This window comes from Stenotrophomonas cyclobalanopsidis (assembly GCF_008710035.1).
GTDB classification, from domain to species: domain Bacteria; phylum Pseudomonadota; class Gammaproteobacteria; order Xanthomonadales; family Xanthomonadaceae; genus Stenotrophomonas; species Stenotrophomonas cyclobalanopsidis.
This window is the reverse complement of the sequence record NZ_VYKI01000027.1, coordinates 34,492-47,792: the sequence shown is the minus strand read 5'-3', so window position 1 is coordinate 47,792 and position 13,301 is coordinate 34,492. Positions and strand designations below refer to the sequence as shown.

Sequence of the window (13,301 nt, the reverse complement as noted above, 5' to 3'; positions counted from 1 at the left end):
CAGAAAACTGGCCAGGATTGCGTGGGGCGTATTCAAGAGTGGCAAGGAATTCGACCCAGCCATGCTGAAGGTAGGCCAAGCCTGCTTCCAACAGGCTTGACCACGAACATAGGATCTCGGCTCTACATTCGCGCGATCACCGCGCCCGCCGGGCATGGCCCGGCGCTACCGTGGGTGCCGACCGTTGGTCGGCACGCCTTTCAATCAAACGCGGCCGAACACCAGCGCTGCGTTCGTACCACCGAAACCGAAGCTGTTGGACATCACCGTGTCCAGCTTCTGCTCGCGGCTCTCGCGCAGGATCGGGAAGCCTTCCACCGCCGGGTCCAGCTCGGTGATGTTGGCCGAACCGGCCACGAAACCATCGCGCATCATCAGCAGGCAGTAGATCGCCTCGTGCACGCTGGCCGCGCCGAGCGAGTGGCCCGACAGCGCCTTGGTCGACGACAGCGGCGGCACCGCATCGCCGAACACTTCGCGGATCGCACCCAGCTCGGTCACGTCGCCCAGCGGCGTCGAGGTGCCGTGGGTGTTGAGGTAATCCAGCGGTCGGTCGACGTTCTGCAGCGCCATCTTCATGCAGCGCACCGCGCCCTCACCGGATGGGGCGACCATGTCGGCGCCGTCGGAGGTCACGCCGTAGCCGATCAGCTCGGCATGGATGCGCGCACCGCGGGCCACGGCATGGTCGTAGTCTTCCAACACCAGCATGCCGCCGCCACCGGCGATGACGAAGCCGTCGCGGTCCTTGTCATACGGGCGCGAGGCGCTGGCCGGGGTGTCGTTGAAGCTGGTCGACAGCGCGCCCATCGCATCGAACATCACGCTCATCGACCAGTGCAGGTCTTCGCCGCCACCAGCGAACATGATGTCCTGCGCGCCGTGGCGGATCATGTCCGCGGCCGCGCCGATGCAGTGCGCCGAGGTCGCGCAGGCGGCCGACAGCGAGTAGCTGACGCCCTTGATCTGGTAAGCAGTAGCCAGGCAGGCCGACACGGTGGAGCACATCGTGCGCGGCACCATGTACGGACCGACCTTGCGCACGCCACGGGCGCGCAGCAGGTCGACGGCACCCACCTGCCATTCGCTGGAACCACCGCCGGAGCCGGCGATCAGGCCGGTGCGCAGCGCGCTCACCTGTTCCGGCGACAGGCCGGCATCGGCGATCGCATCGCGCATGGCGATGTAGGCGAAGGCCGCCGCATCGCTCATGAAGCGCTTCTGCTTGCGGTCGATCTGCGCATCCAGGTCCAGATCCACGCGGCCGCCTACCTGGCTGCGCAGGCCGGCTTCGGCGTGGTCGGGCAGCGCGGTGATGCCGGCGCGGCCTTCGCGCAGCGCCGAGGAAACGGTATCCAGATCATTGCCCAGGCACGAGGTGATGCCCATGCCGGTGATGACGACGCGACGCATCAGAAGCTCCCGGTTTCAGTGAACAGGCCCACGCGCAGGTCGCGGGCGTTGTAGATCTCGCGGTCGTCCACGTACATGCGGGCATCGGCCTGGGCCATCACCAGCTTGCGGTTGATGACGCGGGTGATGTCGATCTCGTAGCGCACCCGCTTGGCTTCCGGCAGCACCTGGCCGGTGAACTTCACCTCGCCGCAGCCGAGGGCGCGGCCCTTGCCGGGCGCACCCAACCAGGTCAGGTAGAAGCCGGTCAGCTGCCACATGGCATCCAGGCCCAGGCAGCCGGGCATCACCGGGTCGCCGATGAAGTGGCAGCCGAAGAACCACAGGTCCGGGCGGATATCCAGTTCGGCACGAACCATGCCCTTGCCATGCGGTCCGCCGTCCTCGCGGATTTCGGTGATGCGGTCGAACATCAGCATCGGGTCGTTGGGCAGACGGCCGGCGGCGGCGCCGAACAGTTCACCGCGGGCGCTGGCCAGCAGCTGGTCACGGTTGAACGCGTGGAGACGAGTCATGGAAAGCGCATTCCTGGAAGCGAAAACAAGGCAACAAGTCCCCGAGGATGCACGACGGTTGCAACGGGAATCAAACCGCCGCACCGTACGCGTGCGTAGTGTTTTCCCTGGGAATCACGCATCCCGTTGATGCACAACGACCATACTTCGCCGTCTGGACCGGTACGGTGCGGTTATCATGTCAGCCAACCATGAACGCACTGCGCAAGATCATCCACGTCGACATGGACGCCTTCTACGCGTCGGTGGAGCAGCGTGACGACCCGTCACTGCGCGGCAAGCCGGTGGTCGTGGCCTGGCGCGGCGCGCGTTCGGTGGTGTGCGCGGCCTCCTACGAAGCCCGCTTGTTCGGCGTGCGCTCGGCGATGCCAGCTTTGCGTGCCGAGCGCCTGTGCCCGGATGCGATCTTCGTACCGCCGGATTTCGCGCGTTACAAAGCGGTGTCACGCCAGGTGCGCGAGATCTTCCTGCGCCATACCGACCTGGTTGAACCGCTGTCGCTGGACGAGGCCTACCTGGACGTGACCGCGCCCAAGAGCGGCATCGAACTGGCCACCGAAATCGCCCGCACCATCCGCGCGCAGATCCGCGAAGAGACGAACCTGACTGCTTCAGCCGGCATCGCGCCGAACAAGTTTCTGGCCAAGATCGCCTCGGACTGGCGCAAGCCTGACGGCCAGTTCGTCATTCCGCCGCAGCGCGTGGATGCGTTCCTGCTGGCCCTGCCGGTGAAGAGCGTGCCGGGCGTGGGCAAGGTGATGGAAGGCAAGCTGGCCGAGCGCGGCATCATCACCTGCGGTGACCTGCGCAACTGGACGCTGCCGGACCTGGAAGAAAACTTCGGCAGCTTCGGCCGCAGCCTGTACAACCGCGCCCGCGGCATCGACGAACGCCCGGTGGAGCCGGACCAGCAGGTGCAGTCGATTTCCTCGGAGGACACCTTTGCCGAAGACCTGCTGCTGGAAGACCTGGGCGACGCCATCGTGCAGCTGGCCGAGAAAACCTGGAATGCCACGCGCAAGACCGAACGCATCGGCCACACCGTGGTGCTGAAACTGAAGACCGCCCAGTTCCGCATCCTCACCCGCAGCTACACCCCCGACCGCCCACCGGAATCGCTGCAGGAACTGCGCGACATCGCCCTGTCCCTGCGCGCCCGCGTCGACCTGCCCGCCGACACCCGCTACCGCCTCGTTGGCGTCGGCCTGGGGGGATTCCGTGATAAAGAACCGGTCGTGCAGGGCGAACTGTTCGGGCACGACCCGAACAATCCCACAGATATCTGATCATCAAACACCGGGGTCAGATCCCGGTGCGCAACAACGGGATCCCACCCCGCCAACCTACGGATACCCAGCTTTTGCCATTGAAGTTGATTCCGCAGGTGCAGGGCGCAGCCCTGCAGAAAAAGACCCATCTACCCTACGGCCACTGCATCTCGCCCTTGGCCACCTTCGCACTCAGCTCCAGCGACGCCACGCCTTCCAACCTGGGGTAACGCGCCTGCATCGCCTTCACCAGCGTCGCACTGTCCTTCGCCTTAGCCGTTTCCACATCGAACGCACGGATGTAGTCCGCCGTGAAACGCAGCGCGCTCGCATCCAGCGCCGCACCCGGCGCGTAATGACCCGGCACCACCACCTTCGGCTTCAGCGCCTGCAGCCGCTTCAGCGTCTGCAACCAATCGGCATGCGACTGCGGCGTCTGCGTATCGGCCATCCACACATGCTCACCGGCCACCACCGGAATGCCACCGACGATCGCACGCAGCGAAGGCACCCACAGCACCGTGCGGTCCGGCGTCGGTCCATCCAGCCCGATCAGCGGCAGGCGCTGGCCTTCCAGCAGCAGCGCATCGCCGTCCAGCACCTGCGGCACGACGATGCGCGCGGGTACATCGGCACCCATCTTCGGGCCCCAGTACGCCAGCTTGCCGGCCTGGGTCTGCTCGATGTGGGCGACGGTCTGTGCCGTGGCGACGATGCGGGCCTGCGGGAACGCATCCTGCAGCGTGGCCAGGCCGAAGTAGTAATCCGGGTCGCCGTGGCTGATGTAGATCGTGGTCAGCTGCTTGCCGCTGGCGCGGATCTTTTCGACAAGCGCACGCGCATCGCTGGCCGCGAACTGCGCATCAACCAGGATCGCCTCATGGCGGCCTTCGATCAGCACCGAGGGCACCGAAAACATCGCCTGCGGGCCGGGATGGAAGGTCTGCAGGTGCAGTTGTAACTGCTTCGCTGCGCTGGCGGCCGAGGGCGTTGCCGGCGCGGCCAGCAGCGGTGCACTGGTGAAACCGGCGACCAGAGCGAACGGAAGCAGCAGGGCAGCAGTACGCATCAACGATTCCTCGTGTAGAGCCGAGCCCATGCTCGGCTGCAGTGGTCGCCTTGAGCCGAGCGCAGGCTCGGCTCTACAGCGGGAACGTATCGATCAATACGCCGCAGTGATGATCTGCTTCGGGTACTTGCCCGCTTCCAGCTCGGCCACGAACGCCGCACCGTAATCGGCGTAGCTGATGCGGCTGTGGCCGCTGGCATCGGCGAGGAAGGTCTTCGCCTGCACGCGGTACCGGCCACGCTCGTCGCCCGGGCCGATTTCCGCCGCCGGCGAGAAGAAGGTCCAGTCCAGGTCATCCACGGCCTGCAGGCGCTTCAGCGCTTCGCGGGCGGCCAGTGCGTACGGCTTGTAGGCGGCCGGGAAATCCGGGGTGTCGACCAGCTGCACGCCCGGCGCGATCTCCAGGCTGCCGGCACCACCGACCACCACTACGCGCGGCACCTTGGCCTGGCGTGCGGCGGCGACCAGCTGGTCGGCCACGGTGGCGATCTGGGCGATGTCATCACCCGGGCGCGGGCCGTAGGCGCTGGCCAGCACGTCGTGGCCGGCAATCACCGCAGCCAGGGCGTCGGTGTCGTCCAGCGCGGCGATGGCCAGTTGGGCACCGGCCAGTTCGGCCGGCAGGTCCTTTTCACTGCGGACCACGGCCGTGACCTGGTGGCCGTTGGCCAGCGCATGGCGGGCGATCTGGCGGCCGATGTTGCCGGTGGCACCGACGAGGGCAATCTTCATGGCGGAACTCCTTGGGGCGGAATGGGGTGGGAACGAGGCCACTGTAGGCCACTGCAGTTGCTCGAAAAACAGCGTATAACGCGCTTATTTGTTGCATGGATCGAGCAGATGGACCGATTGACCGCCATGACCGTGTTCGTCGAAGTGGCCGAGCGTGGCAGCCTGACCGCCGCCGCCGAGGTGCTGGACATGTCCCGCGCGATGGTCAGCCGCTACCTGGCCGAGGTGGAGGGCTGGCTGGGCGCGCGCCTGCTGCACCGGACCACGCGCCGGATCAGCCTCACCGGCGCTGGTGAAGCCGCGCTGACGCGCTTCCGGCAGATGCTGGCCATCGGCGAGGAACTGCAGGGCGAACTGGCCAGTGACGATCCCGAGCCGCACGGCACTCTGCGCATCACCGCCAGCGTGTCGTTCGGGCAGAGCCATCTGGCCCGCGCGGTGGCTGCCTTCGTGCAGCGCCACCCGGCCGCGCGCATCGAGCTGCTGCTGGTTGATCGCATGGTCAATCTGGTGGAGGAGCGTGTGGACCTGGCCGTGCGCATCGCACGCCAGATCGACCCGAGCCTGATCGCGCGGCGGCTGGCCACCTGCCGCTCGGTGCTGTGCGCCACGCCGGCCTACCTGCAGGCGCACGGCACGCCCAGCGCCCCGGAACAGCTGCCCGCGCACAACTGCCTCACCCATCACTACGTCGGCAGGAGCCTGTGGCAGCTGCACCGCGACGGCCGCGCGCTGTCGGTGGCGGTGGGTGGCAACATCAGCGCCAACGAAGCCTCACTGCTGCTGGAAGCGGTGCGCGCCGGTGCCGGCATCGCCATGCTGCCGACCTACCAGGTGGCACCGCTGCTGCGTTCGGGCGAACTGGTGCGGCTGCTGCCGGCCTACGAACTGGACGAGCTGGGCATTCATGCCGTGTACGCATCGCGTCGACAGCAGCCCGCTGTCATGCGGCGGTTCCTGGATTTCCTCGCCGAGTGCTTTGCCAGCCCGGCCTTCCAGGATCTGGATTGGCGCCCAGCGATCAAGGAGGACACATGAACCATGGACAGGCATTGCTCGACCACAACCGCGCGGCGTGGGACCGGCTGAGGCGGAGCCGGGAAAAGCGCGGGGCGTACAATGGACGGCCCACGTCGTACAGGTGCCGCCCCTTGTCGTATCCCTATCCGTTGGTTGTGTTTGATCTGGACGGCACGCTGGTGGACAGCGCGGCCGATATCGCCGAAGCGCTGAACCGCACGCTGGAAGACATCGGCCTGGCGCGCGTGCCGGAAGCCACCGTGCTGGGCTGGATCGGCGATGGCGTGCGGCGGCTGGTAGAGCAGGCGGTGCATGCCGCCGGTCGTGACATCGATCTGGCCGAGGTGATGCCAACCTTCATGGTGCATTACCGCGAGTGTCTGCTGCGCAGCCCGCGCCTGTTCGACGGCGTGCCCGAAGCGCTGGCCCTGTTGCGTGCGCGTGGCGTGCCGCTGGCCATCTGCACCAACAAGCCGGCCGCGCTGGTGCCGCCGCTGCTGCAGCACCTGGGCATCGGTGATGCGTTTTCGCTGGTGCTGGGCGGTGATTCGCTGCCACAGCGCAAGCCGAGTGGTGAACCGCTGCGGCATATCGCCGCGCACTTCGGGCTGGCGGTGGACGCCTGCCTGATGGTCGGTGACTCGCTCACCGACTACCGTGCCGCAGAAGACGCGGGCATGCCCATTGCACTGGTGCGCTACGGCTACCCGCGCGGCCTGGACCTGGAAACGGCACATGCCGTGTCCGTGATCGACGACCTGCGCGAACTGCCGGGGCTGGCATCAGGCATTCCGACACCGTGATCCGTTCGCCGGGCATGGCCCGGCGCCACCGACGCGACCATGTAGAGCCGAGCCTACGCTCGGCTGCTCGGCTCTACAGTAGTTCGACGCCATGCGTCGATGCCGAGGCCCGTTATTTCGGCTGGTAACGCACGCTCAGCTGGTATTCGCGGCCCGGCTGGTTGAACCACGCCACGGTCTCGTAGCGGCGGTCGAACACGTTGGCCGCGCGCGCCAGCAGCGACCACGACGGCGTCAGCGCATATTCCGCGCGCAGGTCCAGGGTGCCGTAGCCGCCCACCTTCACCGCGTTGCTGGCGTCGTCGTAACGCTTGCCCGCACCCTGCACGGTCAGCCCGGCGCGGAAATCACCGAAGCGGCGGTCCACGTCCAGGCGCGCGGTCTGCTGCGCGCGGCGCGGCAGCCAGTTGTCGAACTGCGCGCTGCCAGCGGTGCGGTTGCGCGGGTCGGTGTAGCTCAGCTGGCCATTGATGTCGAAGCCGGCCAGCACCACGCCTGCGGTCAGTTCGGCACCGCGGATACGCGCCTTCTCGATCTGCTGCATCATGAAGGTCGCCGCATCGTAGGTGATCAGGTCATCGATGCGCGTCTCGTACACGTCCACGCCCCAGTGCCAGCCCTGGCCCTGCTGTGACAGGCCAAGGTTGGCGCTCTTCGACGTCTCCGGATCCAGCGTCGGCACGCCGCTCCACGGGTCGTACAGGTCGCTGAAGGTCGGTGCCTTGAACGCCGTGCCATAGCTGGCATTCACGCGCAGGCCGTGGTCCAGTTCCATCGCCCAGCCAAGGCTGCCGGTGGCGTGGTTGCCGAACTGCGCGTTGTCATCGTTGCGCGCGCTCAGCTGCAGCTGGTGGCGGCCGAAACGACCCTGGTACTGCACGAACACGCCGGTGTTGCGGCGGCTGTCGACCAGATAGCCCGCGCTGCTGCCATCGAGGTTGTCTTCGCTCCAGTCCACGCCGGAGCTCAGCAGCTGGCCCTCGGCCAGGTCGATGTCGGCCTGCAGCGATGCACTGTCGCGGTGGGTCTGCGCGCTGCCGAACGCGCCGAAGTCACCGTAATTGTCCGATTCGTTGTCGCTGCGGCCGACGCTGGCGGTGAAGGCCAGGCGCTCGGTCGGGGTGTAGCGCACCTTGCCGGACATCACCTGCTGCAGCGTTTCCGAATAGTTGTAGTAACCGTCGTAATGGTTCTCGCCTTCGGCACGCAGCGCGCTGCCTTCCACGCTCCACTGCTCGTTGAAGGTGTAGCCACCGCGCAGGCTCTTGGACAGGTTGCGGTAGCCATCGCGGTCGGGCTCATCGGCGAAGCAGCCGGTGAACAGCGTGGCCGAGCCACGGCAGGCATTGATGCCATCGGTGTGCTGATAGGCGATGTCCGCGCCGAACCAGCCTTGCTCGCCGCTGCCACCGATGCCGCCGCTGGCTTCGCGCAGGCCGTTGCTGCCGCCGCCGAGCTGGAAGTGCGGGGCGAATTCGCCCTGGTTGCGACGGGTGAAGATCTGGATGACGCCACCGATGGCATCGGCGCCGTACAGGCTGGACTGCGGGCCGCGCACGATCTCCACGCGTTCGATCTGCGCCAGCGGCAGGTCCTGGTACATCGCCAGGCCGAGGTCGGCGCTGTTGATGCGCACGCCATCGACCAGCACCACGGTGTGCGAGGAATTGGTACCGCGCAGGAACAGCGAGCTCTGCTTGCCGAGGCCACCGCTGTTGGTCAGGTTGATGCCGGCGCGGCCTGCCAGCAGTTCCTGCAGCGAGGTGGCCTGGCTGGATTCGATCTGCGCACGGTCGATCACCTGCGCCGGCGCGATGCTGTCCTGCAGGGCGATGGGGGTACGCGTGGCGGTGACCAGCACCTGGTCCAGCGCGGCAGTGTCATCGTTGGCCTGCGCGTGAGCCAGGGCGGGCAGGGCGGCCAGCACGGCCAGGGACAGCATTCGGGACTGCAGCTTCATCGGGGGGACTCCAGGTGCCACGCACGCCCGCGTGGCGAAGGGGAGGATCCGCGAAGGAAGGCAGGCGCCGAAGCCGCGGCAGCGCCACGGTCATCCAGCGCCATGCCCACCGCATCGCGACCTGAGGCTTCCGGGCCGGTCTCCGGGCTTGCCGCCAGGTGGCGCGAGGCCACCGTCCAGGCGCCTTCCCATGCCAGAGGCACAGTGGCGGTGTTGCCTGGAACAGACGTGCTTACCGTTGCGGGGGCAGCGCCGGCCTGGCGTGTTGCCACGCGTCACCGGCTTCCCGTTTCAACCTGCCGGCCATGGCCGCAGGTCACCTGGAAGTGGGCGCAGTCTACGGCATCGCAGGTGGCCCCGTAGAGTCGAGCTCGCTCGACTGCCTCGGCTGTGCCCGTAGAATATCCCCTCGATCCCGTGGTGCCGTTGCCGATGTCCCGCTGTTTTCTGCTGTTCCCGCGTTGCCTGCACAGGACGCACGCATGATCCTCGACCTGGTCCGCCATGCTGGCAACGGCCGCGATGCGTTCCTCGATGGCCGCGGCGATCCACCGCAGCTGGCCCGTCTGCCGCAGGAACTGGTCGACGCCTATGCCGAGCAGGACTGGCAGCGGGTGATCAGTTCGCCGCGCCTGCGCTCGCTGCACACGGCGATGGCCCTGGCCACCCCGCGCGGGCTGGACGTGGAGGCGGACGAGGAGTGGGAGGAGCTGGATTTCGGCGATTGGGACGGGCAGTCACTGTTCGACCTGCCGGAGGACGCGCTGGCGGCCTTCCATGCCGATCCGCATGCCTTCCCGCCGCCCAACGGCGAAAGCTGGGGCCACTTCGAACGGCGCATCGCACGCGCGCTGGATCGCCTGCTGGACGATGAGGGTCCGCTGCCGACCGTGGTGGTCAGCCATGGCGGCCCGCTGCGCATGGTGCTGTCGCAGGTCTGCGGGCTGCCTCTGTCGCTGTGCTGGGCACTGCGCATCGACCACGGCACGCGCCTGCGGGTGTGGCTGGAACGCGGCGAAACGGGCCTGGTCGGCGAGCTGCTGGAACTGCAGCAGCCGTAAACGCAATCGCCGGGCATGGCCCGGCGCTACCGATCCCGAACGACCGCCGCAGCGTGGTAGCGCCGGGCCATGCCCGGCGAGCGCGCAGCGCGGCCGCTTCAATCCTCGTCGGCGCTCCCGGCAAAACTGTCTTCGCCGTCATCCCCGGTGTCGAAGCGCTGCTCATGCACCGGGCCCGATGCCGGGCCAGCCGCCTTCAGCGGATGCGCGGCGATGCGGGCCTCGTAATCCTGCACCAGCGCCTCGCGCTGGGCTTCGCCCAGCTCCTGCCAGTGGCAGTCCAGCAGCGCGCCTTCCAGCGAATAAAGCAGGTTCAAGCTCGGCTTGAAGCCGGCGCGCTTGACCTTGACGAAGGCCCCGACCGCGCCGAGCGCGGCCAGGTCCTCGCGGCTGCGCAGGCCGACCTGGCGCAGCCACGCCGCGCTCTTCGGGCCGATGTTGCGCAGCTTCGGTGCGCTCATCCCAGGGCCTCGACGAACACGCGGGCGATGGCTTCCAGACCGGCCTGGTCCTCGGCATCGAAGCGGCCCACCTTCGGGCTGTCGATGTCGAACACGCCGATCAGTTCATCACCGCGCAGCAGCGGCACCACCAGTTCCGAGCGCGAGGCCGAATCGCAGGCGATGTGGCCGGGGAAGGCGTCGACGTCTTCCACGCGCTGGGTGATGCGCTGGCTGGCGGCGGCACCGCACACGCCCTTGTCCAGCGGGATGCGCACGCAGGCCGGCAGGCCCTGGAACGGGCCGACCACCAGCTCCTTGCCGTCATATAGGTAGAAGCCCACCCAGTTCAGGTCGGGCAGGGCGTGGTAGACCAGTGCGGAGAGGTTGGCCGCATTGGCGATGCGGTCGGACTCGGCGTAGACCAGGCCGCGGGCCTGGTCCAGCAGCTGGGCGTATTGTTCCGGCTTGCTGCCGGTGAGCGAGGCATTGGCGAACATGCCTGCAGTCTAGCAAGCGTAGGGGACCAGCGATAATGCACGCTCTGTTGCATGCCTGGAGCTGTTGATGCCCCTGCCCACCCTGATGCCGCCGGCCGTGTTCGTCACCGGGACCGATACTGAAATCGGCAAGACCGCCAGCAGCACCGCGCTGCTGCATGCACTGCGCCGTCGCGGTCTGCGTGCGGTGGGCATGAAGCCGGTGGCCAGTGGCAGCCAGGACCTCGGCCAGGGCCTGCGCAACGAGGATGCCCTGGCGCTGCAGGCGGCCAGCTGGCCGGTGCCGGACTACGCCGACCTGAACCCCTATGCGCTGCGGCAGCCGCTGGCGCCGGAACTGGCCGCCGGCGAGGACGGCGTGCAGGTGCAGCTGGCGCCGATCGTGGCCGCGTTCGAGCGGCTGCGTGCGCAGGCCGACGTGGTGGTGGTGGAAGGCGTGGGCGGCTGGCTGGCGCCGGTGTCGGCCACGCTGGACCAGCTGGATCTGGTGCGCGCGCTGCGCCTGCCGGTGCTGCTGGTGGTGGGAATGCGCCTGGGCTGCGTGAACCATGCGCGGCTGACCGCGCAGTCGCTGCAGGCCAGCGGCGTGGAGTGCCTGGGCTGGATCGGCAACCACATCGATCCCACCATGCAGCGCCAGGATGAAAACATCGCCACGTTGCGGCAGCGCCTGCCGATGCCGTGCTGGGGCCGCCTGCCGTACCTGCCGGGCGCGGATGGCCGAACCCTGGGCGCACACCTGGGAGCGGAGCAGCGGTAGAGTCGACCGTTGGTCGACTATCGCGCGCAGCGCGGGTTTTGATCAGGAGCAGTCGACCAACGGTCGACTCTACCCGGTCGACCCGATCCATCACCGTTCTGCCAGCTCCCGCGCGATCGCGCCCAGCCGTTCCACCGCGCTGATGAAGCGCTCATCCAGCGCCTGGCAGCACGACAGCCGCAGGCAATGCCGATAGCGCGCCCCGCGCGAATACACCTGGCCGGGCATGAACACGATGTCCTCCGCCAGCGCCCGCTCGAACAGTTCGCGGGTATCCACGCCGGGCAGCTCCAGCCACAGCAGGAAGCCGCCCTGCGGTTCGGTGGCCCGGGTGCCGGCGGGGAAGTGCTCGGCCACCAGCTGGCGCAGGCGCCCGACTTGTTCACGGTACAGCCGGCGCATGCGGTGCAGGTGGTGCTCGTAGCTGCCCGCTTCCAGGTAGGCCGCCACCGCATCACCGAGCAGCTGTGGTTCACCGCCAGTGGACTGGAATTTCAGCAGGGCGATGCGCTCGGCGAAACGGCCGCCATCGAGCCAGCCGATGCGGTAATCCGGCGCAAGCGTCTTGGAAAAGCCGCCGACGACCATCACCCAGCCATCGCGATCGAACGCCTTCAGCAGCGGCGCAGGCGGTTCGCAGAACTGCAGTTCGGCATACACGGCATCCTCGATCAGCGGCAGCTGGTGCGCGTTGACCAGTTCGGCCAGGCGCTGCTTGGCCGCCGTCGGCATGGTGCATCCCAGCGGGTTGTGCACCGTGGGCATCACCACCAGCGCGGCCAGCGGCGTGTGCTCCAGCAGCGCTTCCAGCGCATCCACGTCCAACCCGTGCTGCGGGTGGGTGGGCAGCTCGATGGCCTGCAGGCCGAGGTTGGCCAGCAACGGGTACAGGTTGAAGTAGGAGGGGGCTTCGATGCCCACCGCCGCGCCCGGCTCGGTCACCGCGCGCAGGGCCAGCTGCAGCGCTTCCATCGCGCCGTGGGTCAACAGCAGGCGGTCGGCGTGGGTGTGGAGGCCCATCCGCGGGCCACGCCGTACGATCTGTGCCAGCAGGCGCGGCGAGCCATTCGGGCGCGCATAGGTTTCCACCGTCTGCTGGCCGTGGCGCAGCACCTGTGCGGTGTGCCGGGCCAGCTGCGCGCCGGGATAGAACTGCCGTCCACGTGGCCCGGCGAACGCCAGATCGATCACCCCGGGGCGTCGCTGTGCCTCGAGCACGCGCGCCATCAACGCCTGCTGCAGCGGTGCGGTGGGCGCCGAGGGGGCATCGCGCAGCGAACGCTGCGGCACCGACAGGCGCGGCGCCACTTCGAAACCCGCCTTCGGCCGGGGCACCACCAGCCCTGCATCTTCCAGCTGCCGGTAGGCGGCGATGACGGTGTTCAGGCTGAGCTGGCGCTGCGCAGCCATCTGCCGCAGCGATGGCAGGCGGCTGCCGACCGGCAGGCGACCGCCGTGGATGGCCTCGGCCAGTTCATCGGACAGGCGCTGGTAGCGCGGCGGGGCCGGGGTGGTGCGCGGATCTGTATCCATTGGACTGACCTGCATCTGGAGCTGTACCCATGATGCCGCCGAGCCTAGCATGGTGCTGTCGGTGGGGCCTGATCGGGGCCTGGCCGATCCATTGCAAACGCACGGCCCGCAAGGCCGTGCGTCTTTTTTCATGGGCCGCGCCAACAATCGCTGGCGCTTCGTAGAGTCGAGGGGGGGGGGCTGGGTGGGGGGGGCGGGAGGGCCAAGAGGACGACACGCGGCCGCCG

Annotated in this window: 13 protein-coding genes, 1 pseudogene and 1 riboswitch; of the genes and pseudogenes, 6 read left to right on the top strand and 8 right to left on the bottom strand. The window is 68.0% G+C overall.

Annotated features, from left to right (window positions below; translation table 11 throughout):
* Nucleotides 1–100: pseudogene (locus FJU31_RS19665) on the top strand (IS110 family transposase); the annotation flags it as partial.
* Between the two features lie 104 nt (nucleotides 101–204).
* Here the strand turns inward: FJU31_RS19665 and fabB are convergent.
* Nucleotides 205–1,413 (bottom strand): beta-ketoacyl-ACP synthase I, encoded by a 1,209-nt coding sequence (fabB, locus tag FJU31_RS16265; RefSeq protein WP_116863747.1) that lies wholly within the window; start codon nucleotides 1,411–1,413, stop codon nucleotides 205–207.
* On the bottom strand, nucleotides 1,413–1,928 hold the full coding sequence (gene fabA, locus FJU31_RS16260) for a 3-hydroxyacyl-[acyl-carrier-protein] dehydratase FabA (RefSeq protein WP_108745897.1): 516 nt from the start codon (nucleotides 1,926–1,928) through the stop codon (nucleotides 1,413–1,415). Before fabA ends, fabB begins: the two co-directional genes overlap by 1 nt.
* Nucleotides 1,929–2,119: 191 nt before the next feature.
* Between fabA and dinB the strand changes: the two genes are divergently transcribed.
* On the top strand, nucleotides 2,120–3,214 hold the full coding sequence (dinB, locus tag FJU31_RS16255; protein WP_150455664.1) for a DNA polymerase IV: 1,095 nt from the start codon (nucleotides 2,120–2,122) through the stop codon (nucleotides 3,212–3,214).
* A gap of 136 nt (nucleotides 3,215–3,350) precedes the next feature.
* Here the strand turns inward: dinB and FJU31_RS16250 are convergent, their stop codons facing one another.
* Entirely contained in the window at nucleotides 3,351–4,265 is a 915-nt protein-coding gene (locus FJU31_RS16250) for an MBL fold metallo-hydrolase (protein ID WP_150455663.1), read from the bottom strand.
* A gap of 93 nt (nucleotides 4,266–4,358) precedes the next feature.
* Nucleotides 4,359–4,997, bottom strand: a complete 639-nt coding sequence (locus tag FJU31_RS16245) for an NAD(P)-dependent oxidoreductase (RefSeq protein ID WP_150455662.1) — start codon at nucleotides 4,995–4,997, stop codon at nucleotides 4,359–4,361.
* Nucleotides 4,998–5,105: 108 nt separating this feature from the next.
* Here FJU31_RS16245 and FJU31_RS16240 point away from each other — a divergent pair, with 108 nt between their 5' ends.
* Complete coding sequence (locus FJU31_RS16240) at nucleotides 5,106–6,035, top strand: LysR family transcriptional regulator (protein ID WP_150455661.1); 930 nt, start codon at nucleotides 5,106–5,108, stop codon at nucleotides 6,033–6,035.
* Between the two features lie 113 nt (nucleotides 6,036–6,148).
* On the top strand, nucleotides 6,149–6,820 hold the full coding sequence (gene gph / locus FJU31_RS16235; protein ID WP_150455660.1) for a phosphoglycolate phosphatase: 672 nt from the start codon (nucleotides 6,149–6,151) through the stop codon (nucleotides 6,818–6,820).
* Nucleotides 6,821–6,932: 112 nt separating this feature from the next.
* Here the strand turns inward: gph and btuB are convergent, their stop codons facing one another.
* The gene (gene btuB / locus FJU31_RS16230; protein WP_150455659.1) at nucleotides 6,933–8,780 is read right to left on the bottom strand and encodes a TonB-dependent vitamin B12 receptor; all 1,848 of its coding nucleotides are present in this window, start codon (nucleotides 8,778–8,780) and stop codon (nucleotides 6,933–6,935) included.
* 116 nt (nucleotides 8,781–8,896) lie between these two features.
* Nucleotides 8,897–9,119, bottom strand: a riboswitch (cobalamin riboswitch).
* A 143-nt stretch (nucleotides 9,120–9,262) separates the two neighbouring features.
* Between btuB and FJU31_RS16225 the strand changes: the two genes are divergently transcribed.
* Nucleotides 9,263–9,841 carry a histidine phosphatase family protein gene (locus tag FJU31_RS16225; RefSeq protein WP_150455658.1) on the top strand — a complete coding sequence of 193 codons (579 nt, stop codon included), beginning with the start codon at nucleotides 9,263–9,265 and terminating at the stop codon, nucleotides 9,839–9,841.
* 98 nt (nucleotides 9,842–9,939) lie between these two features.
* Here FJU31_RS16225 and FJU31_RS16220 read toward each other — a convergent pair whose 3' ends face one another.
* Nucleotides 9,940–10,302 carry a TfoX/Sxy family protein gene (locus tag FJU31_RS16220; protein ID WP_150455657.1) on the bottom strand — a complete coding sequence of 121 codons (363 nt, stop codon included), beginning with the start codon at nucleotides 10,300–10,302 and terminating at the stop codon, nucleotides 9,940–9,942.
* Nucleotides 10,299–10,781 (bottom strand): GAF domain-containing protein, encoded by a 483-nt coding sequence (locus FJU31_RS16215; protein ID WP_150455656.1) that lies wholly within the window; start codon nucleotides 10,779–10,781, stop codon nucleotides 10,299–10,301. The genes FJU31_RS16220 and FJU31_RS16215 overlap by 4 nt, the downstream gene beginning before the upstream one ends.
* Nucleotides 10,782–10,848: 67 nt before the next feature.
* Here FJU31_RS16215 and bioD point away from each other — a divergent pair, with 67 nt between their 5' ends.
* The gene (bioD, locus tag FJU31_RS16210; protein ID WP_150455655.1) at nucleotides 10,849–11,541 is read left to right on the top strand and encodes a dethiobiotin synthase; all 693 of its coding nucleotides are present in this window, start codon (nucleotides 10,849–10,851) and stop codon (nucleotides 11,539–11,541) included.
* 90 nt (nucleotides 11,542–11,631) lie between these two features.
* Here the strand turns inward: bioD and FJU31_RS16205 are convergent, their stop codons facing one another.
* Nucleotides 11,632–13,074: an aminotransferase-like domain-containing protein gene (locus tag FJU31_RS16205; protein ID WP_150455654.1), complete on the bottom strand. Its 1,443-nt coding sequence runs from the start codon at nucleotides 13,072–13,074 to the stop codon at nucleotides 11,632–11,634.
* Between the last annotated feature and the right edge of the window lie 227 nt (nucleotides 13,075–13,301).